Source organism: Microbacterium meiriae (genome assembly GCF_040686935.1).
GTDB classification, from domain to species: domain Bacteria; phylum Actinomycetota; class Actinomycetes; order Actinomycetales; family Microbacteriaceae; genus Microbacterium; species Microbacterium meiriae.
Genome location: NZ_JBFBMF010000003.1, coordinates 393,537 through 416,121, shown reverse-complemented (window position 1 = coordinate 416,121; position 22,585 = coordinate 393,537). Strand labels below are relative to the sequence as shown.

At 70.7% G+C, this 22,585-nt stretch carries 23 protein-coding genes and 1 tRNA gene; 12 read left to right on the top strand and 12 right to left on the bottom strand.

All coding sequences use genetic code 11. The features are described from left to right. Nucleotides 1-13 precede the first annotated feature (13 nt). On the top strand, nucleotides 14-2,200 hold the full coding sequence (locus AB0P08_RS12050; RefSeq protein ID WP_363590008.1) for an MMPL family transporter: 2,187 nt from the start codon (nucleotides 14-16) through the stop codon (nucleotides 2,198-2,200). A gap of 18 nt (nucleotides 2,201-2,218) precedes the next feature. On the opposite strand, the gene AB0P08_RS12045 is transcribed toward AB0P08_RS12050, so the two are convergent. From AB0P08_RS12045 to AB0P08_RS12030, 4 genes are all read right to left on the bottom strand, one after another. Further along, nucleotides 2,219-2,292: transfer RNA gene (locus AB0P08_RS12045), tRNA-Arg, on the bottom strand. Nucleotides 2,293-2,339: 47 nt separating this feature from the next. Then, complete coding sequence (locus tag AB0P08_RS12040) at nucleotides 2,340-2,837, bottom strand: HNH endonuclease (protein WP_060921795.1); 498 nt, start codon at nucleotides 2,835-2,837, stop codon at nucleotides 2,340-2,342. 307 nt (nucleotides 2,838-3,144) lie between these two features. Then, complete coding sequence (locus tag AB0P08_RS12035) at nucleotides 3,145-3,870, bottom strand: M23 family metallopeptidase (RefSeq protein ID WP_232089064.1); 726 nt, start codon at nucleotides 3,868-3,870, stop codon at nucleotides 3,145-3,147. Between the two features lie 344 nt (nucleotides 3,871-4,214). Further along, nucleotides 4,215-4,916: an iron-dependent transcriptional repressor DtxR gene (locus tag AB0P08_RS12030; protein ID WP_025105536.1), complete on the bottom strand. Its 702-nt coding sequence runs from the start codon at nucleotides 4,914-4,916 to the stop codon at nucleotides 4,215-4,217. A gap of 100 nt (nucleotides 4,917-5,016) precedes the next feature. Between AB0P08_RS12030 and serC the strand changes: the two genes are divergently transcribed. Continuing rightward, complete coding sequence (gene serC / locus AB0P08_RS12025) at nucleotides 5,017-6,129, top strand: phosphoserine transaminase (protein ID WP_363590007.1); 1,113 nt, start codon at nucleotides 5,017-5,019, stop codon at nucleotides 6,127-6,129. 9 nt (nucleotides 6,130-6,138) lie between these two features. On the opposite strand, the gene AB0P08_RS12020 is transcribed toward serC, so the two are convergent. After that, the gene (locus AB0P08_RS12020; protein WP_363590006.1) at nucleotides 6,139-6,750 is read right to left on the bottom strand and encodes a DUF3027 domain-containing protein; all 612 of its coding nucleotides are present in this window, start codon (nucleotides 6,748-6,750) and stop codon (nucleotides 6,139-6,141) included. Further along, nucleotides 6,734-7,114 (bottom strand): cold-shock protein, encoded by a 381-nt coding sequence (locus AB0P08_RS12015; RefSeq protein ID WP_025105533.1) that lies wholly within the window; start codon nucleotides 7,112-7,114, stop codon nucleotides 6,734-6,736. The genes AB0P08_RS12020 and AB0P08_RS12015 overlap by 17 nt, the downstream gene beginning before the upstream one ends. 114 nt (nucleotides 7,115-7,228) lie before the next feature. Here AB0P08_RS12015 and AB0P08_RS12010 point away from each other — a divergent pair, with 114 nt between their 5' ends. Genes AB0P08_RS12010 through AB0P08_RS12000 form a run of 3 tightly spaced genes read left to right on the top strand, consistent with a single transcriptional unit; the run spans nucleotide 7,229 to nucleotide 10,895 of the window. After that, nucleotides 7,229-7,504: a multidrug ABC transporter ATPase gene (locus AB0P08_RS12010; RefSeq protein ID WP_187662063.1), complete on the top strand. Its 276-nt coding sequence runs from the start codon at nucleotides 7,229-7,231 to the stop codon at nucleotides 7,502-7,504. A gap of 10 nt (nucleotides 7,505-7,514) precedes the next feature. Beyond that, complete coding sequence (locus AB0P08_RS12005) at nucleotides 7,515-9,218, top strand: helicase-associated domain-containing protein (RefSeq protein ID WP_363590005.1); 1,704 nt, start codon at nucleotides 7,515-7,517, stop codon at nucleotides 9,216-9,218. A 36-nt stretch (nucleotides 9,219-9,254) separates the two neighbouring features. Then, nucleotides 9,255-10,895, top strand: a complete 1,641-nt coding sequence (locus AB0P08_RS12000; RefSeq protein ID WP_363590004.1) for a DNA repair helicase XPB — start codon at nucleotides 9,255-9,257, stop codon at nucleotides 10,893-10,895. Nucleotides 10,896-10,910: 15 nt separating this feature from the next. Here the strand turns inward: AB0P08_RS12000 and AB0P08_RS11995 are convergent, their stop codons facing one another. Next, entirely contained in the window at nucleotides 10,911-11,918 is a 1,008-nt protein-coding gene (locus tag AB0P08_RS11995; RefSeq protein ID WP_363590003.1) for a CPBP family intramembrane glutamic endopeptidase, read from the bottom strand. A gap of 118 nt (nucleotides 11,919-12,036) precedes the next feature. On the opposite strand from AB0P08_RS11995, the gene AB0P08_RS11990 reads away from it, so the two are divergent. From AB0P08_RS11990 to AB0P08_RS11980, 3 genes are all read left to right on the top strand, one after another. After that, nucleotides 12,037-12,729, top strand: a complete 693-nt coding sequence (locus AB0P08_RS11990; protein WP_025105529.1) for a response regulator transcription factor — start codon at nucleotides 12,037-12,039, stop codon at nucleotides 12,727-12,729. A 61-nt stretch (nucleotides 12,730-12,790) separates the two neighbouring features. Continuing rightward, nucleotides 12,791-14,479 (top strand): sensor histidine kinase, encoded by a 1,689-nt coding sequence (locus AB0P08_RS11985; protein ID WP_363590002.1) that lies wholly within the window; start codon nucleotides 12,791-12,793, stop codon nucleotides 14,477-14,479. Between the two features lie 123 nt (nucleotides 14,480-14,602). Next, nucleotides 14,603-14,890, top strand: a complete 288-nt coding sequence (locus tag AB0P08_RS11980) for a WXG100 family type VII secretion target (protein WP_363590001.1) — start codon at nucleotides 14,603-14,605, stop codon at nucleotides 14,888-14,890. A 77-nt stretch (nucleotides 14,891-14,967) separates the two neighbouring features. On the opposite strand, the gene groL is transcribed toward AB0P08_RS11980, so the two are convergent. From groL to AB0P08_RS11960, 4 genes are all read right to left on the bottom strand, one after another. Continuing rightward, nucleotides 14,968-16,587 carry a chaperonin GroEL gene (groL, locus tag AB0P08_RS11975; RefSeq protein WP_025105526.1) on the bottom strand — a complete coding sequence of 540 codons (1,620 nt, stop codon included), beginning with the start codon at nucleotides 16,585-16,587 and terminating at the stop codon, nucleotides 14,968-14,970. A 124-nt stretch (nucleotides 16,588-16,711) separates the two neighbouring features. Further along, entirely contained in the window at nucleotides 16,712-17,278 is a 567-nt protein-coding gene (locus tag AB0P08_RS11970) for a LytR C-terminal domain-containing protein (RefSeq protein ID WP_363590000.1), read from the bottom strand. 70 nt (nucleotides 17,279-17,348) lie between these two features. Further along, complete coding sequence (locus tag AB0P08_RS11965; protein WP_259951423.1) at nucleotides 17,349-17,609, bottom strand: DUF3263 domain-containing protein; 261 nt, start codon at nucleotides 17,607-17,609, stop codon at nucleotides 17,349-17,351. A 9-nt stretch (nucleotides 17,610-17,618) separates the two neighbouring features. Next, the gene (locus tag AB0P08_RS11960) at nucleotides 17,619-18,611 is read right to left on the bottom strand and encodes a DUF2332 family protein (RefSeq protein ID WP_363589999.1); all 993 of its coding nucleotides are present in this window, start codon (nucleotides 18,609-18,611) and stop codon (nucleotides 17,619-17,621) included. A 71-nt stretch (nucleotides 18,612-18,682) separates the two neighbouring features. Here AB0P08_RS11960 and msrB point away from each other — a divergent pair, with 71 nt between their 5' ends. Both msrB and AB0P08_RS11950 read left to right on the top strand, forming a co-directional pair. Then, the gene (gene msrB / locus AB0P08_RS11955) at nucleotides 18,683-19,087 is read left to right on the top strand and encodes a peptide-methionine (R)-S-oxide reductase MsrB (RefSeq protein WP_268776757.1); all 405 of its coding nucleotides are present in this window, start codon (nucleotides 18,683-18,685) and stop codon (nucleotides 19,085-19,087) included. After that, nucleotides 19,084-19,770 carry a nitroreductase family protein gene (locus AB0P08_RS11950; RefSeq protein WP_522727308.1) on the top strand — a complete coding sequence of 229 codons (687 nt, stop codon included), beginning with the start codon at nucleotides 19,084-19,086 and terminating at the stop codon, nucleotides 19,768-19,770. Before msrB ends, AB0P08_RS11950 begins: the two co-directional genes overlap by 4 nt. On the opposite strand, the gene AB0P08_RS11945 is transcribed toward AB0P08_RS11950, so the two are convergent. Continuing rightward, complete coding sequence (locus tag AB0P08_RS11945; RefSeq protein ID WP_363590151.1) at nucleotides 19,767-20,681, bottom strand: DMT family transporter; 915 nt, start codon at nucleotides 20,679-20,681, stop codon at nucleotides 19,767-19,769. The genes AB0P08_RS11950 and AB0P08_RS11945 overlap by 4 nt on opposite strands. A 164-nt stretch (nucleotides 20,682-20,845) precedes the next feature. Here AB0P08_RS11945 and AB0P08_RS11940 point away from each other — a divergent pair, with 164 nt between their 5' ends. Beyond that, nucleotides 20,846-21,757 (top strand): ABC transporter ATP-binding protein, encoded by a 912-nt coding sequence (locus AB0P08_RS11940; RefSeq protein ID WP_363589998.1) that lies wholly within the window; start codon nucleotides 20,846-20,848, stop codon nucleotides 21,755-21,757. After that, on the top strand, nucleotides 21,754-22,578 hold the full coding sequence (locus AB0P08_RS11935) for an ABC transporter permease (RefSeq protein ID WP_268776755.1): 825 nt from the start codon (nucleotides 21,754-21,756) through the stop codon (nucleotides 22,576-22,578). Before AB0P08_RS11940 ends, AB0P08_RS11935 begins: the two co-directional genes overlap by 4 nt. The last annotated feature ends 7 nt before the right edge of the window (nucleotides 22,579-22,585 follow it).

The following is a 22,585-nucleotide window of genomic DNA, read 5'->3' as shown; positions in this document are numbered from 1 at the left end:
CGAAAGGACCCCGATGTCCCGCCTCGCCCCCGCACCGACGCCGCCGACCCGCGAGCGCACCCGACGCCACTCCTGGCTGCGGGTGTTCCTGCCGGTCGCCCTCATCCTGGTGTGGCTGGCGGGTGCCTCCTTCGGCGGTCCGCTGTTCGGCAAGGTCGACGAGGTGTCGTCCAACGATCAGACGACGTACCTGCCGGAGTCCGCGGACGCCACGACGGTGCAGCAGCTCCTCGGTGAGTTCTCCGACAGCGACGCGATCCCGGCGATCGCGGTCTTCACCTCCGAGGAGGAGCTGACGCCGTCCGCACTCGAGGCGATCTCCGCCGCCGTGGCGGACGCCCCGGACGTGGAGGGAGTCACTGACGACGTCTCCCCCGCGCTCCCCTCCGAGGACGGCCGGGCCGTGCAGGCCTTCATCCCCATCGACGGCGACGCCGAGCTCAGCGATGCCACCGCCGCTCTCGGCGACGAGCTGCGCGCGGCGGTACCGGACGACGTCACGGTCTACATCACGGGGCCGGCAGGCTTCACAGCCGACCTCGCCGCCGGGTTCGCCGGCATCGACGGACTCCTGCTCGGTGTCGCCCTGCTCGCCGTGCTCGTGATCCTCGTCCTCGTCTACCGTTCGTTCCTGCTGCCGCTCGTCGTGCTCTCCACGAGCCTGTTCGCGCTGTGCGTCGCGCTCCTCGTCGTGTGGTGGCTGGCGAAATGGGAGATCCTGCTGCTCAGCGGACAGACCCAGGGCATCCTCTTCATCCTCGTGATCGGCGCCGCCACCGACTACGCGCTCCTGTTCGTCGCGCGGTTCCGGGAGGAGCTGCGGGTCGCGCAGGACAAGGGCGTCGCCCTCCTCGCCGCGTGGAAGGGATCGGTCGAACCGATCGTCGCCTCCGGAGGCACCGTGATCGCGGGACTCCTGTGCCTCCTGCTCAGCGACCTGAAGTCGAACAGCACCCTCGGCCCGGTCGCGGCGATCGGCATCGTGTTCGCGATGCTCTCGGCCCTCACGCTCCTGCCCGCGCTGCTGCTGCTGTTCGGACGCGCGGTCTTCTGGCCCCGGCGTCCCCGGTTCGAGCCCGAGGTCGTGGCCGAGGAGCACGGCATGCGCACCACCGGCCTCTGGGCGCGACTGTCGGGCCTCATCAAGAAGCGCCCCCGCGTCATCTGGATCGCGACCACCCTCGTCCTCCTCGCCGGCGCGGCGGGCGTCACACAGCTCGACGCACAGGGCGTCCCGCAGTCCGACCTCGTGCTCGGAGCGTCGGAGGCGCGCGACGGTCAGGTCGCGCTCGGCGAGCACTTCCCCGGCGGCTCAGGGAGCCCCGTCTCCGTGATCGTGGACGAGGACCGCCTGCAGGATGCCGCCGATGTGCTCCTCGCGAACGACGGGATCGACGGGGTGACCGTCACCGCGGCCAATTCCCCGAGCGGGTCCGCCCCGGTGACGACGGACGGGATCACGGCCGTCGGCCCTCCCGGGACCCCCGCTCCGGAGCCCACGACAGTCGACGGACAGGTGCTCCTGCAGGGGACGCTGACGGATGCGGCCGATTCCGCCGCGGCCGCCTCCACCGTGCGCGAGCTGCGCGGAGAGCTCGACGACATCGGAGCCGTGGTGGGCGGGGTGACGGCCACCTCGATCGACACGAACGACGCGTCCATCCACGACCGCAACCTCATCATCCCGGTGATCCTCGTCGTCATCATGATCATCCTGATGCTGCTCCTGCGCTCGATCCTGGCGCCGGTGCTGCTGATCCTCACGACGGTGCTGTCCTTCGGTACGGCGATGGGCGTCTCGGCGCTGGTGTTCAACGGCATCTTCGACTTCCCCGGTGCCGACCCCGCGGTCCCGCTCTACGGCTTCGTGTTCCTCGTCGCCCTGGGCATCGACTACAACATCTTCCTCATGACGAGGGTGCGGGAGGAGTCGAAGCAGCACGGGACGAGGGAGGGCATCCTCCGCGGGCTCTCCATCACCGGCGGCGTCATCACCTCCGCCGGGCTGGTGCTGGCGGCGACGTTCGCGGCACTGTCGGTGATCCCGATCCTCTTCCTCGTGCAGCTCGCGTTCATCGTCGCGTTCGGCGTGCTGCTGGACACGTTCGTGGTGCGTTCGCTCCTCGTGCCGGCGCTCGCCTACGACCTCGGCAAGACCATCTGGTGGCCGTCGAAGCTGTGGCGGCGCGGGCAGCCCTGACGCATGCGGAAGCGGGAGTGCCCTCGACAGGATTCGAACCTGCGACCTGCCCTTTAGGAGAGGGCTGCTCTATCCTGCTGAGCTACGAGGGCGCACAGCCAGTCTACGGGACCACGGCTGCGCGCCCTCGCGCTGGCTCTCACGCGGCGAGGGCGAGGTAGGGCTCCCAGCGGGGGTCGCTGCGCTCCACCCCGCGCACCGTCCACGCCGTCCCGTGCGGCGGGCGCGGCGTGAACCGCAACTGCCACCGCATCTCCTGCGGCGTGCGGTTGCTCTTGAGGTTGTTGCAGCGCAGGCAGCAGGCGACGAGGTTCTCCCAGGAGTCCGCGCCGCCGCGCGAGCGGGGCAGGACGTGGTCGATCGTCGCCGCGGCCTTGCCGCAGTATCCGCAGCGATGCCCGTCGCGCCGCAGGACCCCGCGGCGGGTGACCGGCACGCGACGGCTGAGGGGGACGCGCACGTAGCGGGAGAGGATGATCACCGCCGGGCGATCGTAGACGCCGTGGGTTCCCCAGACGGGGTCGTCCTCGACTCTCTCGATGACCGTCGCCTTGTCGTTCATGACCAGGACGAGGGCTCTCTTGAAGGACACGATCGCCAAGGGCTCGTATCCGGCGTTCAGGACCAGTGTGCGCATTCGTCATCCTCTCGATCCGCCGGGACGGCTTCCCGGCACTCTCGACTCACACGACGTCGTGCAGGAGGAGGAGTGTTCGCAGGGACGAGAAAAGGCGCCGTCTACAGACGGCGCCTTTCGCGCGCGGCAGCACCGCGGCATCCCTGCGGGCAATGCCGAAGGACGTGACGACCGAGAGCGTCCATGGTTCGGATGCTCGGTGTTCGCTCCATCAGCCTCTCCCGCCTGTATGACGACGGGTTCAGGCTAACCCATCCCGCGAGGACCGGGGCGAAACGGGAGATGAATGCTCGAGAACGTGTCCTGGTCAGCCGGCGTTGACGGAGAGCCAGGACATCGGCTCGACGAGGCCGCCGTTGATCCAGACCTCGAAATGGAGGTGGTTCGCGGTCGACCGTCCCGTGCTGCCCACATAGCCGATCAGCTGTCCGGCGGCGACGGTCTGCCCGGCCTGCACCTGGCGCGACCCGTAGAGCATGTGTCCGTACGTGGTCTGGACCTGCTGACCGCCCACGACGCTGTCCAGCATGACGGCGACGCCGTAGCCGCCGATGCTCTCGGCGGAGGCGCGCACGACGCCGGCCGCGGCGGCGTAGATCGGCGTGCCGGCGGGCGCGAGCATGTCGGCGCCGTTGTGGCCGCCGCCGACGGTGCGGCTGACGTTCCAGGAGCCGAGCGGCAGCGGGTAGCGGACCTGGCCGGAGCCGGGAGCGACGAGTGCGTAGCCGGCCGTGTTGAAGGTGCCGGACGAGGGTGCGGAGGCGGAGGCGGAAGCAGCGGCAGCGGCGGCCCGCGCCGCCGCGGCGGCGGCCTCTTCGGCCTTCTTCTTCTCGATCTCCTCCGGCGTGGTCGCGCTGAAGGCACCACGCACGAGCGGAGCGGCCGTGGCCTCCGACGCGACGACGAGCGACTGCGCGTCGACCGCGGCGAGCTGCTGCACGGTCTGCGCCGTGGCGTCCGTCGGCTTGGACGCCGCGTAGGCGGGCAGCGCGACAGCGGCGACGAGAGCGCCGACAGCACCGAAGATCGCCACCGACCGGAGAGGGGCTGCGATCTTCCGAGCACTGACCCGTGCACCGGTGCGCCGGGCGGGTACTCGATCTTCAGATGTCTTCGCGGTCGGTTCGATGTCTGCGGCCAAAACGTGGTCCTCCTGAGCCCTCGCACCTCGGGTGGTGCTGGCCCGTCGACATTCTGCCCCAGGGCAGAGATGCACTACTCGGGTTCGAGTGCGTCCCTGTCGGGAAGACGACGAGCCGGAAGGCGGATCTTCGCGGTTCGCCCCCAGCGGGCTTCTTCGCTGAGGACCTGACCGAGGTTACCGGAAGATAACGATCATGTCACCCTGGGAAACTGACAATCCTCGGTGAGGCCTTCTCAGGCCGGTTCGCCGACGAGGAAGATGTGCGAGGCCAGCTCCACGGGCAGCTCGAGACCCTCCTCCTTGCCGTCCATCTGGATGAGCACATAGCCCTCGTTGAAGCGGAAGTCGCCGCGGGCCCCGGGCACGACGCCCGCGTCACGCAGCTGCTCCAGGAGCTCCGGGTCGACCTGGGCCGGCTCGGCGAGACGGCGGACCGTCCCCTCGACCGGCTCGCCTGCGGCGTTCAGCCGCTGCACGAGACCGATCACACCCTCGTCGAAGGTGCGGGCGGGAAGGTCGCCGAGCTGGTCGAGACCGGGGATCGGGTTGCCGTACGGCGACTCGGTGGGGTGCCCGAGCAGCTCGACGAGACGACGCTCCACCTGCTCGCTCATGACGTGCTCCCAGCGACAGGCCTCCTCGTGCACGAAGGCCCAGTCCAGCCCGATCACGTCGGACAGCAGACGCTCGGCGAGGCGGTGCTTGCGCATCACGTCGACGGCCTTGCGACGGCCGGCGTCGGTGAGCTCGAGCGTGCGGTCCTCGGACACCACGACGAGGCCGTCGCGCTCCATGCGACCGACGGTCTGCGAGACCGTCGGTCCGGAGTGCCCGAGGCGCTCCGAGATGCGCGCCCGCAGCGGCACGATGTTCTCCTCCTCGAGTTCGAGGATGGTGCGGAGATACATCTCCGTGGTGTCGATCAGATCCGTCATGTGGGCCCTCCGGAAGTTCTTAGGCAAGCCTACATTCCTCCGGCGACATCGGACGGGGTCGCGGACGGGAGGAACGGCGGGATCCCCCTAGAATCTAGCCATGGCGATCGAGATTCCCCGTGACCTCCTGCCCACAGACGGCCGCTTCGGCTGCGGCCCCTCGAAGGTGCGCGGCGCGCAGCTCGAGGCGCTCGTCACGACGGGGGCCTCCGTCCTCGGGACCTCGCACCGCCAGGCACCGGTGAAGAACCTCGTCGGCAGCGTCCGCGAGCAGCTCGCCGCTCTCTTCCGTCTCCCCGAGGGATACGAGATCATCCTGGGCAACGGCGGCTCGACGGCGTTCTGGGACGCCGCGGCCTTCGGCCTGATCGAGCGACGCAGCCAGAACCTCGTGTTCGGCGAGTTCGGCGGCAAGTTCGCCAAGGCGGCAGGAGCCCCCTGGCTCGAGGCGCCGGATGTCCGCTCCGCCGAGCCCGGATCGCGGAGCACGGCCGAACCTGTCGACGGCGTCGACGTCTACGCGTGGCCGCACAATGAGACCTCGACCGGCGTGGCCGCGCCGATCGAGCGCGTCCGCGCCGACGGTGCCCTGACGGTGATCGACGCGACGAGCGCCGCGGGCGGCATCGACGTCGACATGACGCAGGCCGACGTCTACTACTTCGCCCCGCAGAAGAACCTCGGCTCGGACGGCGGGCTCTGGTTCGCCGCCGTGTCTCCGGCCGCGATCGACCGCATCGAGCGGATCGCCGCCTCGGGACGCTACATCCCGGAGTTCCTGAGCCTGAAGCACGCGGTGGACAACTCGCGGCTCAACCAGACGCTCAACACCCCTGCGCTCACGACGCTGCTCCTCCTGGACGACCAGCTGCGGTGGATCCTCGGCAACGGCGGTCTCGCCTGGGCCGCTGCGCGCACGGCGGAGTCGTCGTCGGCGCTGTACGACTGGGCGGAGGCGTCCGCCGTCGCGACCCCCTTCGTCACCGACCCGGCGCACCGCTCACCCGTGGTCGCGACGATCGACTTCGACGACAGTGTCGACGCCGCGGCGATCGCCAAGGCGCTCCGCGCCAACGGCATCGTCGACACCGAGCCGTACCGCAAGCTCGGCCGCAACCAGCTGCGGGTGGCGACGTTCGTCTCGATCGAGCCGGACGACGTGCGTCAGCTCATCCGGGCCATCGACTTCGTGCAGGAGAACCTGGGCGGCTGAGCGTCCGCCTCACTCCTCTTCGTCGCCGGCGTCCGCATCGCGGGCGTCGGCGTCGTCGTCTTCGGAGTCCTCTGCCTCGTCGTCCTCGTCGTCCTCATCGGACGCGTCGAGTCCGTCGTCCTGATCGGACGGGTCGAGCTCGTCGATGTCCACGCCGTCGAGGTCTCCGGCATGGAGGATGTCGGAGCCGTCCTCGTCGAGTTCATCATCGTCGATGCCGTCGTCGTCGAGGTCGCCGTCGGCGTCCTCTTCTTCCCCGTCGGCGTCCTCACCACCGGCAGCGGCGGCCTCGGCCAGCTCCGCCTGGTGTGCGCGGTACTCGGCGAGGCGTTCCGCCCACGGCACCCACTCCGGGGCCAGCAGAGCACCATCGCCGGGGAGCAGCTCGACCTCGAGGACGGTGGGCTCCTCGTCCTCGACACGGGCGACCGTCACCGTCCAGTACCAGCCGGGGTAGCCGGGGAGCCGGTTCTCGAATCGCAGGGAGACGGATCCGTCCTCCTCCGGCGTGAAGCCGGCAGCCGGCCCGACCGTGGCGGCAGGGGTGATCTCGCGCAGGGCGGCGAGCGCGAGGTCGTGCGCCTCGACGAGCCGCGCGTCGGCGTCAGGCTTCGAGGTCATCGGCGACCTTGCGCAGGACGGCCGCGATCTTGCGGCCGTGGCTCGAGGAGGGGTAGCGGCCGCGGCGCAGGTCGCCGCCGATGCCGTCGAGGAGCTTCACGAGATCCTCGATGATGATCGCCATGTCGTCGGCGGGCTTGCGCTTCGCCTTCGCGAGACTGGGCGGCGCTTCGAGCACCCGGACCGACAGCGCCTGGAGACCGCGCTTGCCGTCGGCCACGCCGAACTCCACGCGCGCACCCGCCTTCACCGCGGTGCCGGCCGGCATCGCGGAGGCGTGCAGGAAGACGTCCTGGCCGTCATCGCTGGCGATGAAGCCGAAACCCTTGTCTTCGTCGTAGAACCTGACCTTGCCGGTGGGCATGGGAGAACCTCGCTGGATCGAATGCGGACGGAGCGCGCTCGTGCGCGTGTCCCCCAGCCTACCGGTCACGGGCGGAACGGAACCGCTCCCGCGCGTGCGAGTAGGCTGGGGCGGATGAGTACGCAGAGTCCCGGACCGGAGGTCCCCATCCGTCGGATCGACCGCATCCTGGCGTTCACCGCGCTCGGTATCGCGGCCGCGTCGGTGATCTGCTTCTTCGTCATCATCATCGGCACCGCGCTCGGCATGGACAGGGCCGCGTTCGGTGAGGGTCTGTGGCCGGTGATCGCCGCGATCCCCTACTGGGGGCTGCCGCTCGCCTTCGTCATGATCATCGCGCTGCTGGTGATGAGCTTCGTGCGGAAGGGTCGCGCCGAGTCGCGTCGCTGAGGCCGCATCGATGAGCACGCACGCACGCCCGTTGGCCGACGACCTGGCCGCGGCGAGCGATGACGAGCTGACGGCGCTGCTGATCGCGCGCGGTGTGCGTCCCGATGTCGCCTGGCAGGACCTCTTCGACGCGGCCGAGGCCCTGCTGGACGCTGCGTCGATCGGCCGTGCGCTGCCCGCTCTGACCGCCGCGGAGGCCGCCGCGCTCGTCGACGCCGTGGCGGGAGACGGAGCCGGCGCCGACCGCGAGCGTCTGACCGCGCTCGCCCTGCTCCGCGCCGACGGCACACCGCACCCGCCCGTCGCCGAGGCGGTGGCCGGGAGGTCTCGGCCTGCTCCCCTCGACGAGACCCCCGCACCGGCAGCGGAGGAGTCCGTCTCCGCGCACGCCGCGGAGCGCGCCTTCACCACCGTCGGCGTGCTCGCCGACATCCTGCTCCTCGCCAGGGAGCAGCCGTTCACCCTCCTCATGGGCGGTGCGGTGAGCGCGGGCCAGAAGCGTCAGCTCACCGAGACGGGCCTCGATGTCGAGAGCGTCGATCCGCTGGTGGCGCTCGCCGTGCGCGCCGGTCTCGCCGCTCCCGTCGAGCGCCTGCTGCGCACCACCCCGGCCGCTGAGGACTGGCTCCGTTCCCCCGCGCCCGCACGCTGGAACCTCCTGGCCACCGCCTTCCGTGACACGCTCCCCCGCGGGATCCGCACGGCGACGGGAGGGTGGCTGCCGCCGAGTCAATGGCCCCTCGCCCATCCCTGGGATCCGGCCTGGCCGGAGGAGGCGGCTCGACAGTTCGAGGCCGCTCGTCTTCTCGGCCTCATCGCGGAGGACGGCTCCGAGCCCCCGTGGTCCGCGGCGCTGCGGCGCGGCGAGGCGGCCGATCCCTCCGCCCTTTCGGCGCTCCTACCCGCGGAGGTGGACCGGATCTTCCTCCAGAACGACCTCACCGCGATCGCGCCGGGCCCCCTGCACCCTGCACTGGACGTGCGGCTGCGGACCATGGCCCGTCGGGAGTCCGCCTCCCAGGCCTCGTCGTACCGCTTCACCGCGGAGTCGGTCGCACATGCGTTCGCCGCAGGGGAGGACGAGGCCTCGATCCTGGGGTTCCTCGGCGAGATCTCACTCACGGGCATTCCGCAGCCCCTCGGCTACCTCGTCGCGCAGACCGGCCAGCGCCACGGACTCGTGCGGGTCTCCGTGGACGAGGAGACGGGGCGCACGCGGGTGGAGAGCACGGACGCGCACCTCCTCGAAGCCATGGCGGTCGACCAGTCGCTCCGGCCGCTCGGGCTCACCGCGCACGTCGGCTCGCTGACGACCAAGGTCGGGCAGGACACGGTCTACTGGGCGCTGACCGACGCCAGGTACCCCGCGACCCTCGTCGATCGCGACGGGACCGTCGCTGTACGCACGCGACACCCGGCTGCCGTACCCGACCCCGCCCCCGCCCCCGACTACGCACCGCTGATCGCGCGGCTGCGCGAACGCCAGGGACCCGACGCGGACGCCGCGTGGCTGGACAGGGAGCTGGAGGCGGCGGTGCGCGCGAAGGCCGTGCTGCGGGTGACGGTCGGCATGCCGGACGGATCCACCAGGGACCTCCTCCTCGAGGCCACCGGGATCGGCGGCGGGCGGCTGCGGGGAAGGGACAGGGCGGCCGATGTCGAGCGCACCCTGCCCGTGTCGAGCATCCGCGCCGCGACCGTCGTCCCGACCTAGGCCCCGTGCAGCCAGGGGCCGGTAGACTGGTCAGCTATGTCTGATGGCCCCCTGATCGTCCAGAGCGACCGCACCGTGCTCCTCGAGGTCGCCCACGCCGACGCCGAGAGCGCCCGCCACGAGCTCGCGATCTTCGCCGAGCTGGAGCGCGCACCCGAGCACATCCACACCTACCGGATCACGCGGCTCGGGCTGTGGAACGCCCGCGCCGCCGGGCATACCGCCGAGGACATGCTGGAGACGCTCGACCGGTGGTCGCGCTTCCCCGTCCCGCCCTCCGTCGCCGTCGACCTGCGCGAGACGGTCAACCGGTACGGCCGCCTGGTCATCGAGCGCGACGACGAGGGCGTGCTCATCCTGCGCTCGACCGACCCCGCCGTGCTGGCCCAGGTCGCGAACAACAAGCGCATCCAGCCCCTGCTCATCGGGCACCCGGCGCCGGACACGTTCGTCGTGGACGCCTGGGCCCGCGGTCAGATCAAGCAGGAGCTGCTGAAGATCGGCTGGCCGGCGGAGGACCTCGCCGGGTACACGCCAGGAACCCCTCACGAGATCGAGCTCGCCGAGGACGGGTGGGCCATCCGTCCGTATCAGCAGGACGCCGTCGACGCCTTCTCGAAAGACGGCTCGGGCGTGGTCGTGCTCCCCTGCGGTGCGGGCAAGACGATCGTCGGCGCCGGGGCCATGGCGGCCACCAAGACGACGACTCTCATCCTCGTGACGAACACGGTGTCCGCGCGGCAGTGGCGGGACGAGCTGCTCAAGCGCACCAGCCTCACCCCCGAGGAGATCGGGGAGTACTCCGGGCAGGCCAAGGAGGTCAAACCCGTCACGATCGCGACGTACCAGATCCTCACCGCGAAGCGGAAGGGCGAGTACGCGCACCTCGCCCTCCTCGACGCGCTGGACTGGGGCCTCATCGTGTACGACGAGGTGCACCTGCTGCCGGCGCCCGTGTTCAAGCTCACCGCCGACCTCCAGGCCCGCCGCCGGATCGGCCTCACCGCGACCCTGGTCCGCGAGGACGGGCGCGAGGGCGACGTCTTCAGCCTGATCGGCCCGAAGCGCTTCGACGCCCCCTGGAAGCAGATCGAGGCGCAGGGCTTCATCTCCCCCGCCGCCTGCTTCGAGGTGCGGGTCGACCTTCCCCCGGCGGACCGCCTGGAGTACGCGGCGGCCACCGACGACGAGCGCTACCGACTCGCGGCCTCCGCCCCGGCGAAGATCGATGCGGTGCGCGAGCTGATCGCGGCTCACCAGGGCGAGCAGATCCTCGTCATCGGCCAGTACCTCGACCAGCTCGACGCGCTCTCGCAGGCGCTCGATGCCCCGCAGATCACCGGGTCCACTCCGGTCGAGGAGCGGGAGGAGCTGTACCGGGCATTCCGGGAGGGCGACATCTCGCTGCTCGTGGTGTCCAAGGTCGCGAACTTCTCCATCGACCTCCCCGAGGCATCGGTCGCCATCCAGGTGTCCGGCTCGTTCGGCTCCCGGCAGGAGGAGGCCCAGCGCCTCGGGCGCCTTCTCCGTCCGAAGCAGTCCGGCCACACCGCGAGCTTCTACACGCTCGTGGCACGCGACACGATCGACCAGGACTACGCGCAGAACCGGCAGCGGTTCCTCGCGGAGCAGGGGTACAGCTACACGATCATGGACGCCGAGGCGATCGCCGCCTGACGGCGGTGACGGCGCTCAGCCGCGCAGCATCCGCGGGAGCTGATGCGTGCCCGCGGCGCCGTCGGTGATCGCTGCGGTCCGCTCGATGCCCCGGCGGCGGGCCCAGCGGTCGGCGACGACGGCGAAGACGAGCATCGCCAGCGCGGAGCCGAGGAGATCGACCGGCGTGCCCGAGGTCGCGTTCGCATCGACCACGGCGACGGAGCCGAGCAGGAAGATCAGCAGATTGTTGACGATGTGGAGCGAGATCGCCGCCTCCAGACCGCCCGTGCGCCACGTCAGCCAGGCGGCGACGACGGCGAAGAGGCCGACGCTCGCCGCACCCCAGACGTCGTAGCCGTGCCCCAGCACGAACAGCGGCACCGGCAGCAGGATCGCGAAGGCGGGGTGCCTCAGCCAGCTCCCGACGAGCTGCATGAGGTACCCCCGGAAGACGTACTCCTCCGCTGCGGCCTGGAACGGGATCAGCACGAGCAGGAGCACCACCATGAGCAGCAGCCCCGGGTGGGAGAAGTCGGGCGTCACCGCGTCGCCCGCGGCGGCCGACCAGCCGAGCACCACGGCGAAGTAGACCACGAACACGGCGAGTGCCAGCCCGAGGGTCCGGCCGAGCCACCCCATCCGCAGCCGCCCGGTGACCGAGGAGAGCAGGCCGACGCCCCGCCCCTGCACCACCCGCGAGGCGAGCAGCAGCGCCGGGATCATGAGGATGAGCGGGAGCACGAGCGCCACGAGGAGCCACGGACGGTCGAGCTGGAAGTAGGCGGTGGTCCGGAACATCATCTGCAGTTCCGCCGCCCAGCCCGGGACGAGGGCGGACACGACGACCAGCGGAACGATCACGAGCACGACGATCGCGAGGTAGAACGCGATGCCGAGGAGCCCGGTGAGCAGCGGCTTCCACCACCGGGGGCGCGGGCGGAGGAGCGCCAGACGGTGGTACTCGAGCCCTCCGTCGGACCCCTCAGGAGACGCGGCGGACGGGGTGACGGGGGCGGCGGTGGCGTCCTCGATCGAACTCATGCCTCGATCCTCCCCCGACCGCCTGTGCAGCACATCCACCTGCCGACGGATCGACCGCATCCACGCCGTTCCGCAGGATAATCAGCCCGCGCATGGCCGAAGTCACCATAATGGGGTCATGACTGCTGCGCGCATCCTGGTCGTCGACGACGAGCCCAACATCCGCGACCTGCTCTCCACGGGTCTCAGCTTCGCCGGGTTCCAGGTGAAGACGGTGGCCAACGGCGCCGCCACGATCTCCGCCGTCCTCGAAGAGGAGCCGGACCTCATCATCCTCGACGTCATGCTCCCCGACATGAACGGGTTCAGCGTGACCAAGCGCCTCCGCGGCGCCGGCTTCACCGCACCCATCCTCTTCCTCACGGCCAAGGACGGTACGGAGGACAAGATCGAGGGACTCAACGCCGGCGGCGACGACTACGTCACCAAGCCGTTCAGCCTGGACGAGATCGTCGCCAGGGCCCAGGCCATCCTCCGCCGCACGATGCAGGCCGACGAGGAGTCGATCATCCGCGCCGGCGAGCTGTCGATGGACCAGGACACGCACGACGTGCACGTCGGCAAGGAGCCGATCGACCTGAGCCCGACCGAGTTCAAGCTCCTGCGCTACCTCATGCTGAACCCGAACCGGGTGCTGTCGAAGGCGCAGATCCTCGACCATGTCTGGGAGTACGACTTCAACGGCGATGCCGGCATCGTGGAGAGCTACATCTCGTACCTCCGCCGCAAGATCGACCCGCACACCGAGGAGTCGCTGATCCAGACGAAGCGCGGCTTCGGGTACATGCTCAAGGTGGGCAAGACGGTCTGAGACCGTCGAGTCCGCACCCGCCGTCCCCGGACGGCACCGCCGTCGCAGCAGGGAGGACCGCATGGCGCACAAGCCGGATGCGGTCACCGCGTGGTGGCGGCGCATCAGCCTCCGCGCCAAGGTCACCGGCGTCACCGTGGCCGTCCTCGCGCTCGGCCTCCTCGTCGCGGGCATCGGGACCGTACCGCTGCTGCGGAACGCCCTGGTGGAGAACATCAACGCGCAGCTCCCTGCGCTGGTGACCAGCGACCTCGTCAACCGGTACTTCGACACGACGACGATCGACGGCGTCACCACATACACGCCGAGAGACGAGAAGCCGCGTGACTTCTCGTTCGCGGTGTACGACGCGGAGGGCGCCCTCCGCGCGACCGCGCCGAGCGCGTCGGGCCGAGCTCCGGTCTTCCCCGCCGAGTACTCGCTCTCCGACGCCCAGGCGAATGAGGAGCAGGTCCTCGCGCTCGAGGACGCGGACGGCGGCGTCTACCACGCGGCTGCCGCGGTCGTGCAGCAGGAGGGCGACCCGCTCAGCATCCAGATGGTGGCGCTCCCCCTCGCCGAAGCCGACCGCATCATCAGTCAGTACTTCGGCATCTACATCACCATCGCCCTCATCACGATCTTCGTCGCAGCGCTGCTCACCCGCGGCCTCGTGACGCTGACCTTCCGACGGCTCGGGCAGGTGGAGCAGACCGCCATGTCGATCGCCGCCGGCGACTTCCGACAGCGGCTCACCGACCTGGAGCCGACCACCGAGGTCGGCCGCCTCAATGCGGCCATCAACACGATGCTGGACCGCGTCGACCGGTCCCTCGCCCAACGCGACCGCACGGTGCAGCACATGCGCCGGTTCATCGGAGACGCCAGTCACGAGCTGCGGACCCCGCTCGTCAGCGTGCGCGGGTACGCCGAGCTGTACCGCATGGGCGCGATCAAGGGCGAGGAGGACACCGCTCGGGCGATGGAGCGCATCGAGAAGGAGGCGATCCGCATGGGCGTGCTCGTGGAGGATCTCCTCGCGCTCGCACGGCTGGACGAGGAGCGCGAGCCGGAGATCGTCCCTCTCGACCTCCGCCCCATCGCCCGCGACGCCGCCCTCGACGTGCGCGCCGCGGCGCCCGGACGCGTGATCTCCGTGATCGACAGGACGGTCGAGAACGTCCCGACCGCCCCCATCCGCACGCCCGTGGTGCCCATCGCCCAGGACCCCGCACCCAAGACCCGGCCCCGGGCCACCCTGTCGCGGCTGCGCCGCCGTCCGCGCACGCCGGAGCAGCCCCCCGCCATCGACTTCACCGAGGTCGCGGACATCCCGGTCCGGACGCCGCCGATCGTGCTCGGCGAGGAGAACAAGGTCCGCCAGGTGGTCACGAATCTCCTGGGGAACGCGCGCCGCTTCTCCCCGGAGGACAGTCCGATCGAGATCGTGGTGGACTCGGACCGCATCGCCGGGACCGCGAGCATCTCGATCGTCGATCACGGCGAGGGTGTCCCCCCGCAGATCCGGGAGCAGATCTTCGAGCGGTTCTGGCGCGCCGACACGTCCCGGGCACGGGAGACCGGTGGATCCGGTCTCGGGCTCGCCATCGTCGCCTCCATCCTCAAGGCTCTGAACGGCGACATCGCGGTCTCCGAGAGCCCTGGAGGCGGAGCCACCTTCACCGTGACGCTGCCACTGGCGCCGGCGCGCTCGACCCCGGAGCATCTCCTCGAGGACACGCAGCCGCTCGACCGCCTCGACCTGCCGTAACCGCCTCTTCTGCACAGTAGGCTCGCACCGCGGCGTTCTCCCGTCCGCGGCGCCGCGCTCCCTCTCCGCGCGCCCCGGGACTGCCGCCTGCGTATCGTCGGGGTTTCCTCGAAGGGAGTTCCCATGACCGTCTTCACCGTCGACACCGACGCCGTCCACGCAGCGGAAGCCGCGACGCGCGCCACCATCGAGCGTCTGCGCGCCGAATCCGCCACCCTCATGTCGCAGCTCAGGCACCTGCAGACCGCCTGGGTCGGCACCGCCGCCACGGCGTTCCAGGCGTGCGCGGAGGAGTGGCAGGGCGCCCAGCAGCACGTCGAGCTCGTCCTGGACGGTATCGGCACCTCGCTCGGCGCCGTGGCCACCCAGTACGCCGACGCAGATCAGTACTCGGCGAGCCTGTTCCGCTGAGGGACACGCAGAAAGCCCCCGGCCGGAGCCGGGGGCTTTCTGTCGGTGAGACCGGGGTCTCCGATCCTGTCAGAGGATCAGAAGTCCATGCCGCCCGTGGGGTCACCCGCGGGAGCAGCAGCCTTCTCCGGCTTGTCGGCGACGACGGCCTCCGTCGTCAGGAACAGACCGGCGATCGACGCGGCGTTCTGCAGCGCGGAACGCGTGACCTTCGCCGGGTCGATGATGCCCTGTGCGAACATGTCGCCGTACTCGCCGCTGGCGGCGTTCAGGCCCTGGCCCGCGGGGAGCTCGGACACCTTGTTGGCGACGACGCCCGGCTCGAGACCGGCGTTCAGCGCGATCTGCTTCAGCGGAGCCTCGATCGCGACGCGCACGATGTTCGCACCGGTCGCCTCGTCGCCCTCGAGCGAGAGAGCGTCGAGCGCCTTCGTGCCGGACTGGATGAGCGCGACGCCACCACCGGGGACGATGCCCTCCTCGACGGCCGCCTTCGCGTTGCGGACGGCGTCCTCGATGCGGTGCTTGCGCTCCTTGAGCTCGACCTCGGTCGCAGCGCCGGCCTTGATGACGGCCACGCCACCGGCGAGCTTCGCCAGGCGCTCCTGCAGCTTCTCGCGGTCGTAGTCGCTGTCGGTGTTCTCGATCTCGCGACGGATCTGCGTGACGCGACCCTCGATCTGGTCGGCCTCGCCGGCACCCTCGACGATCGTGGTCTCGTCCTTGGTGACGATGACCTTGCGCGCACGGCCGAGCAGGTCGAGCGTGGCGTTCTCGAGCTTGAGGCCCACCTCTTCGGTGATGACCTGGCCGCCCGTGAGGATCGCGATGTCCTGCAGCTGCGCCTTCCGGCGGTCGCCGAAGCCGGGAGCCTTGACGGCGACCGACTTGAAGATGCCCTTGAGCTTGTTCAGCACGAGGGTCGCGAGGGCCTCACCCTCGACGTCCTCGGCGATGATGACGAGCTCCTTGCCGTCCTGGATCACCTTGTCGACGATGGGCAGGAGGTCCTTGATGTTGGAGACCTTCTGGTTCGCGATGAGGATGTACGGGTCCTCGAAGACGGCTTCCTGGCGCTCCGGGTCCGTGACGAAGTACGGGTTGAGGTAGCCCTTGTCGAAGCGCATGCCCTCGGTGAGCTCGAGCTCGGTGCCGAAGGTCTGCGACTCCTCGACCGTGACCACACCCTCCTTGCCGACCTTGTCGATGGCCTCGGCGATGAGCTCGCCGATCGCCGGGTCGGCGGCCGAGATGGAGGCGGTCGCGGCGATCTGCTCCTTGGAGTCGATCTCCTTCGCCGTGCTCAGCAGCTCCTCGGTGATCGCGGCGACGGCCTTCTCGATGCCGCGCTTGAGCGAGATGGGGTCGGCGCCGGCCGCGACGTTGCGCAGCCCCTCGCGGACCAGGGCCTGGGCGAGCACCGTGGCGGTCGTCGTGCCGTCACCGGCGACGTCGTCGGTCTTCTTGGCGACCTCCTTGACGAGCTCCGCGCCGATCTTCTCGTACGGGTCGTCCAGCTCGATCTCCTTGGCGATGGAGACACCGTCGTTCGTGATCGTGGGGGCGCCCCACTTCTTCTCGAGCACGACGTTGCGACCACGCGGGCCGAGGGTCACCTTGACCGCGTCGGCGAGGATGTTGAGGCCACGCTCGAGGCCGCGGCGGGCCTCCTCATCGAAGGCGATGATCTTTGCCATGAGTTTTGTCGTCCCTCCTGGACGTAGACGGTGGGTTTAGCACTCAGAGTGAGAGAGTGCTAACGCCATTCTGGCACTCGACACCATCGAGTGCAAGCCGCACGATCCGGGAGGGAGACGGGCGTCAGGGCGCGGGAGTCTCGGGCACCGACGCGGCCCGGTCGACGCCGATCACGATGGTGAGCTGCTTCTGCCCGTCCTCCGTCTGGCCGGCGTAGTAGTCGCTCTGCTGCACCTCGGCACCGCCGATGACGCCGGCGAGGCCCTTCGCCGCCTCCTCGTCCTCGGCGCTGACGTAGTAGACGGTCGTGGTCTCGAAGTCGTCGCTGGCGCTGTCGCTGGCGAGCACGGTCGCCGCCGCCCACCCGGCGTTGATGAGGGTGTCGCGCATCTGATCGTCCAGCCCGCTGTCCGGGGTCGCGTTGAGGATGAGCACCGAATAGCTCGGGTCGATCACCCCGGTCTGCTCAGGCGTGGGGGCCGCGGACGGCGCCGCTTCCGGGAAGAGGTCGATCCGTCCCATGACGGCCAGGGCGCCGAAGATGCCGGCGATGATGAGCACGAGAGCGGCGACGAAGGACCACAGCAGCACGACCCAGCCGTTCATGCCCGGGGCTTCGGCGCGGTGTGCTCCCACGCGTCCGGTGGAACGGGGGACCTCGTCGAAACGGTCACGGGGGAGCTTGGACACCCCTCGATGCTAGCGGCACGTCTCTGGCAAACCGTTCCGCGACGAGCCCGATCGCGTGCCGCGGGTCGGGTCAGCCCGTGAAGCCGGGGACCCGCGCCGACCGCCGGGCGCTCCTGGCATCCCGCAGCCGACGCAGGCGGCCGACGAGGATCGGATCGAAGGCGAGGGCCGCCTCCGAGTCGATGAGCCGACCGAGGAGCTGGTAGTAGCGCGCCGCGCTCATCCCCAGCCGCGTACGGATGACCTCCTCCTTCATGCCGCCGTGGCGCGGCCAGGCGGCCTCCAGGGCGAGGATCGCGCGATCGCGCTCCGTGAGGTGGTCTGCGGGCATGTCCTCAGGTTAGGTCGTGGTCGGTGTTTCGCCCGCGCGCCACTCCCACCGGGCGCCGAGCGGGTCGGCTGCGGCGCGCACCCGACCGTCGAGCGCGACGACGAACCCGGGCCACGTCTCCGCGGCGACCGGCGGATCCCAGACGTCGAGCAGGGCGGGCGGGTCTATCGTGACCCAGTGCGCGGGGAGCGCCGCGATGCTCGCGACCAGCGCCTCCCGCTCCGCCCGCGGGATGTGCACGAGAACGCCCGGCGTCGTGATCACCAGCGTGGCGTCCGCCGGGGCGGCCCGCGCCAGGTCCTCCAGGTGGACAGCCGCGTCTCCGGCGACGAGAAGAGGCGGGTCGGCGGCCGCGATGTCGAGAGCGGCCGTGATGCGCTGCTCCCTCCCCTCCTCCCCCGGCCACACGAGAGCGCGCAGCCAGCGCCGATCCTCGTCGTCGGCGGCGTCCAGCGGCGCGAGGTCGATCCCCGCACGCCACACGACCTCGGGCATCCGCAGCGACGGCAGGTCGCCGGAGACGACGCTCTCCAGCACCACCGACGAGGGGCCGTCGAGGGGATCGAGCGCCTGACGGACGAGTCCGTCTCCGTCGATGACGCGATACGAGTAGCGATCGGGGTACAGGCAGAGGCCGGCGGAGGCGCCGACCTCCAGCAGAGCGAGGGGTCCGTCGATCTCGGAGAGCACCGGGAGCAGCGCGGCGGTACGCAGCGGCTCGTTGGTCTGGAGCGCGCGCCGTGTGCATTCCTCGACGAGCCGGTCGGCGTGCGCGAGGACGAAGCGACGCCACTCCGAGTACGGCCCATGACCGGCACCGAGCAGGCGGGACACGGCGAAGACGAGGGGAGGCTGACGTCGGGTCGCGGGGATCCGCTGGAGGAGGTGCGTGATCTCCTGGTCTTCGGCGACCCCCGCCGCCCACTCCGCATACAGCGCGCTGCGCCCCGGCGCCTCCATCGCGGCGAATCGGGCATAGCGCTCGTGCACGGCGTCGGTCATTCGTCCATTCTGACGCGGAGCGCCACGAAGGCTCCGCACAAGGGAGAATGGAAGGGACTCAGGAGGACACGATGCCCTACAGCGTGAACAAGACCGAAGACGAGTGGCGCGAAGAGCTCGGCGAGGAGCAGTACGCCGTGCTGCGCCAGGCGGCGACCGAGCGCGCCTGGACCGGTGAGCTGCTCGACGAGGAGCGCGCCGGCCTCTACACCTGCGGCGCCTGCGGTGCGGAGCTCTTCAAGAGCGGCACCAAGTTCGACTCGGGCTGCGGCTGGCCGAGCTTCTACGAGTCGGTCCGTCCGGACGCGGTGGAACTGCTCGAGGACGACAGCCTCGGCATGGTCCGTACCGAAGTCCGGTGCGCGTCGTGCGGCTCGCACCTCGGCCACGTCTTCCCGGACGGCTTCGGCACGCCCACCGGTGACCGCTACTGCATGAACTCGATCGCGCTGAACTTCACGCCCGACGCGTCGTGAGCGCCCTCGACGCCGTCCGCGCACGGCAGTCCTGGTCGAAGGTCGGCGACACCGCTCCCGGACGTGAGGAGCTGGTGACGCTCGTCGGCGCCGCCGGCCGCGTCGCCGACCACTCGTCGCTGCGCCCCTGGCGTCTGATCGAACTCCGCGGCGCGGACCGTGAGGCGCTCGGCGCCGCGATCGCCGAGGCGCAGGGGGACGCGGAGCCGTCCACGAAGCCGCTGCGTGCTCCGCTCCTCATCGCGGTGGTCGCGAGCTACCGCCCGAGCGAGAAGGTACCGCGCTGGGAGCAGGAGGCGGTGGCGTCTGGCATCGCCCATGTGCTGAGCCTGCTTCTCGATGAGGCGGGGTGGGGCGTCATCTGGCGCACCGGGCACTACACGCGCTCGGAGCCGGTCGCGCGGATGCATGGACTGGGTCCGGACGAGGAACTCCTCGGCTGGCTCTACGTCGGCACGAAGCCGGAGGGCAAGAGCCCGGGCCGACGCAAGACCGTCGACGCCCGCGCCCTCCTGACCCGCCCGCCGAAGCTCTCCGCCGAAGCCCGGGCGGCTGCGGAGGAGGCCGCGCGGGAGGCCGCGGACAAGAAGGCCGCCACGGCGGAGAAGAAGGCCCGCAAGAAGGCGAAGAAGAAGGCGAAGAAGAAGGCGAAGAAGAAGGCCGCCAGGAAGAGCGGTTCCTAGAGCCGGCGGCGACGCCAGGGCACCGCGACGAGGACCGAGCCGATCGCCACGATGACCATCGCGATCACCTGCCACAGTGCCGGTCCCGCCTGCGCCGGCCAGAGCAGGTCGATCACGACGGACGTGACGAGCTGCCCGAGCACCGAGCCCAGGCCCATCAGCAGCACGCCCGTGTGCGCGACGATGAACGCGCCGAGCAGGATGTAGCCGGCCCCCAGGAAACCGCCGAGGTAGAGCCAGGGCTCTGCCGGCAGCGCGGCCGGCCACCCCCGCACCGCGACGCTGGTGCCGGCGGCGACAGCCAGCACCAGCGTTCCCGCGATGAAGCTCATCAGGGTGGCGGCGATCGGCGACTGCACGCGCTGGGCCAGGCGCCCGTTGGTCGCCGCCTGCCAGGCGATGCCCACGCCGGCGGCGAACGGAAGCAGCAGCATCCACAGTGGGGCGGTCGCGAGCACATCGCCGGAGAGGGAGATGCCGACCGCGGCGAGGGCCAGCACGCCGCCCATCACGCGACCGGGGGTCACGGCCACGACGCCGGCCGGGCCGAAGCCGATGCGGTCGAGGACGAGGCCGTGCAGGGTCTGTCCCGCGACGACGCCGACGGTGAAGAGCGAGACGCCGAGGATCCCCGCCGTCAACCCCTGGGTGGACACGGTGAGCGCACCGCAGGCACCGCCGAGGAGCATCCAGAACGGGATGCTGCGCTCCCGGATCCCCCGTCCGAGGCGCATCGCGCCGCGCCGGGCGAAGGGCAGGAACGAGATGACCACGGCGAGCGCCACGAGCCCGACCGCGAAGGACAGGAAACCGGCGACGATGCCGTTGTCGACGCGCACGCCCAGCACGCCGTTGATGCGCGCCTGGACCGCGGTCATGACCCCGATCGCGACGGCTCCCCCGAGGGCCAGAGGAGCGGGGAGTCGGCGGGCGGGGGTCACCTGTCGACACTATCGGAGCGACGCAGCCCACCCGTCCTCCCCCACACGGTCCTCCCGGGGGACGATCCCACCGCTTCCGGGAATCGTCCTCCGGGAGGACGCGCCGCGACCCGCCGATCCGTAGCGTGGAACCCATGATCACCGCAGAAGGCCTCACCAAGAGATTCGGGGACAAGACCGCCGTGGACGGCGTGTCCTTCACCGTGCAGCCCGGCAGCGTCACCGGCTTCCTCGGACCGAACGGCGCAGGGAAGTCGACGACCATGCGCATGATCGTCGGGCTCGACCGTCCGACGGCCGGGAAGGCGACCGTCGCCGGGCGGGAGTACCGCAAGCTCCGCGCACCGCTCACCGAGGTGGGCGTGCTGCTGGACGCGAAGGCGGTGCACACCGGACGGACGGCGCGCGATCACCTCCGCGCGATGGCCGCCACGCACGGCATCCCCACCTCCCGCGTCGACGAGGTCATCGAGCTCGCCGGCATCGGCTCGGTCGCCCGGAAGCGCGCCGGGAAGTTCTCCCTCGGCATGGGGCAGCGCCTGGGGATCGCCTCCGCACTGCTGGGCGATCCGCACACCCTCATCCTCGACGAGCCCGTCAACGGCCTCGACCCCGAGGGCGTCCGCTGGGTGCGGCAGTTCGTGCGACACGCCGCCTCCGAGGGCCGGACGGTGCTGCTGTCGAGTCACCTCATGAGCGAGATGGCGCAGACCGCCGACCATGTCATCGTGATGGGACGGGGCAAGGTCCTCGCCGATGCCCCGCTCGCCGAGCTGGTCCGTTCGTGGACGACCAACCGCGTGCGCGTGCGGACGCCGCGCCCGACCGACCTCGTGGCCGCCGTGGGCGGTCCCGACGTGGAGATCGTCAGCGCGGCTCCCGATCTGCTCGACATCGCTGGGATCCCGGCGGCGCGCATCGGCGACCTCGCCGCGGAGCGGGGGATCCCGCTGCACGAACTCACCCCGACCACCGGATCCCTCGAAGAGGCCTACCTCGCCCTCACCGGCGACGCCGTCGAGTACCGCACGAAGGAGCTCTCATGACCGCCGCCCCCGCCGTGACGACCCCGGCCGTCGCACCCCCCGCCGCTGACTCCGGCCGGCGCCTCACGTTCGCGCGCGCCGTGCGCGGCGAGGCCATCAAGCTCACCACCCTCCGGTCGACGTGGTGGTCCATCGCGATCGCCGCCGTGCTCACGATCGGCATCGCCGTCCTCATCGCCCAGGCGATCGACGCCCCCGGGTTCGACCCGATCCAGGCCGTCGTCATGCCTATCCAGTTCACGATGCTGCTCGCCGGCATCATCGGCGCGATCTCGGTGACCGGGGAGTACTCCACGGGCATGATCCGCTCGACGCTGACAGCCGACCCGATCCGCGGGTCGGTGCTGCTGGCGAAGTCGCTCGTGCTCGCGGGCTTCCTGTTCGTGTCGTCGCTGGTCATCTTCGGTGCCGCGGCGGCGGCCGTCTCCGCCGTGGTCGCGGGACGCGAGCGGGGCATCGACTGGTCGGACCCCTCGAGCTCCGTCCTGCCGATCGTGGTCGCCTCGCTCGCCATGGCCGTCTTCGCGCTGATCGGTGTGGCCTTCGGCTTCATCCTGCGCTCGGGCGCCGGGGCGATCGCGGCGACGGTCGGTCTGCTGTTCGTGCTCCCGATCGTCGCGAGCTTCTTCTCGATGGCCGGCGAGGCCTGGGCCTGGGTGCTCGACGCCTCGGCCTACCTGCCGGTCGCCGCTGCGCAGAACGCGATCCTGCCCGGTGACACGGCGACGCTCGACGCTCCGGTCGCCTACCTCACGCTGGGCTGCTGGGTGGTCGGCGGCCTGCTGGCCGCCTGGGCCGTCCTCCGCACGCGCGACGCGTAGGAGACCG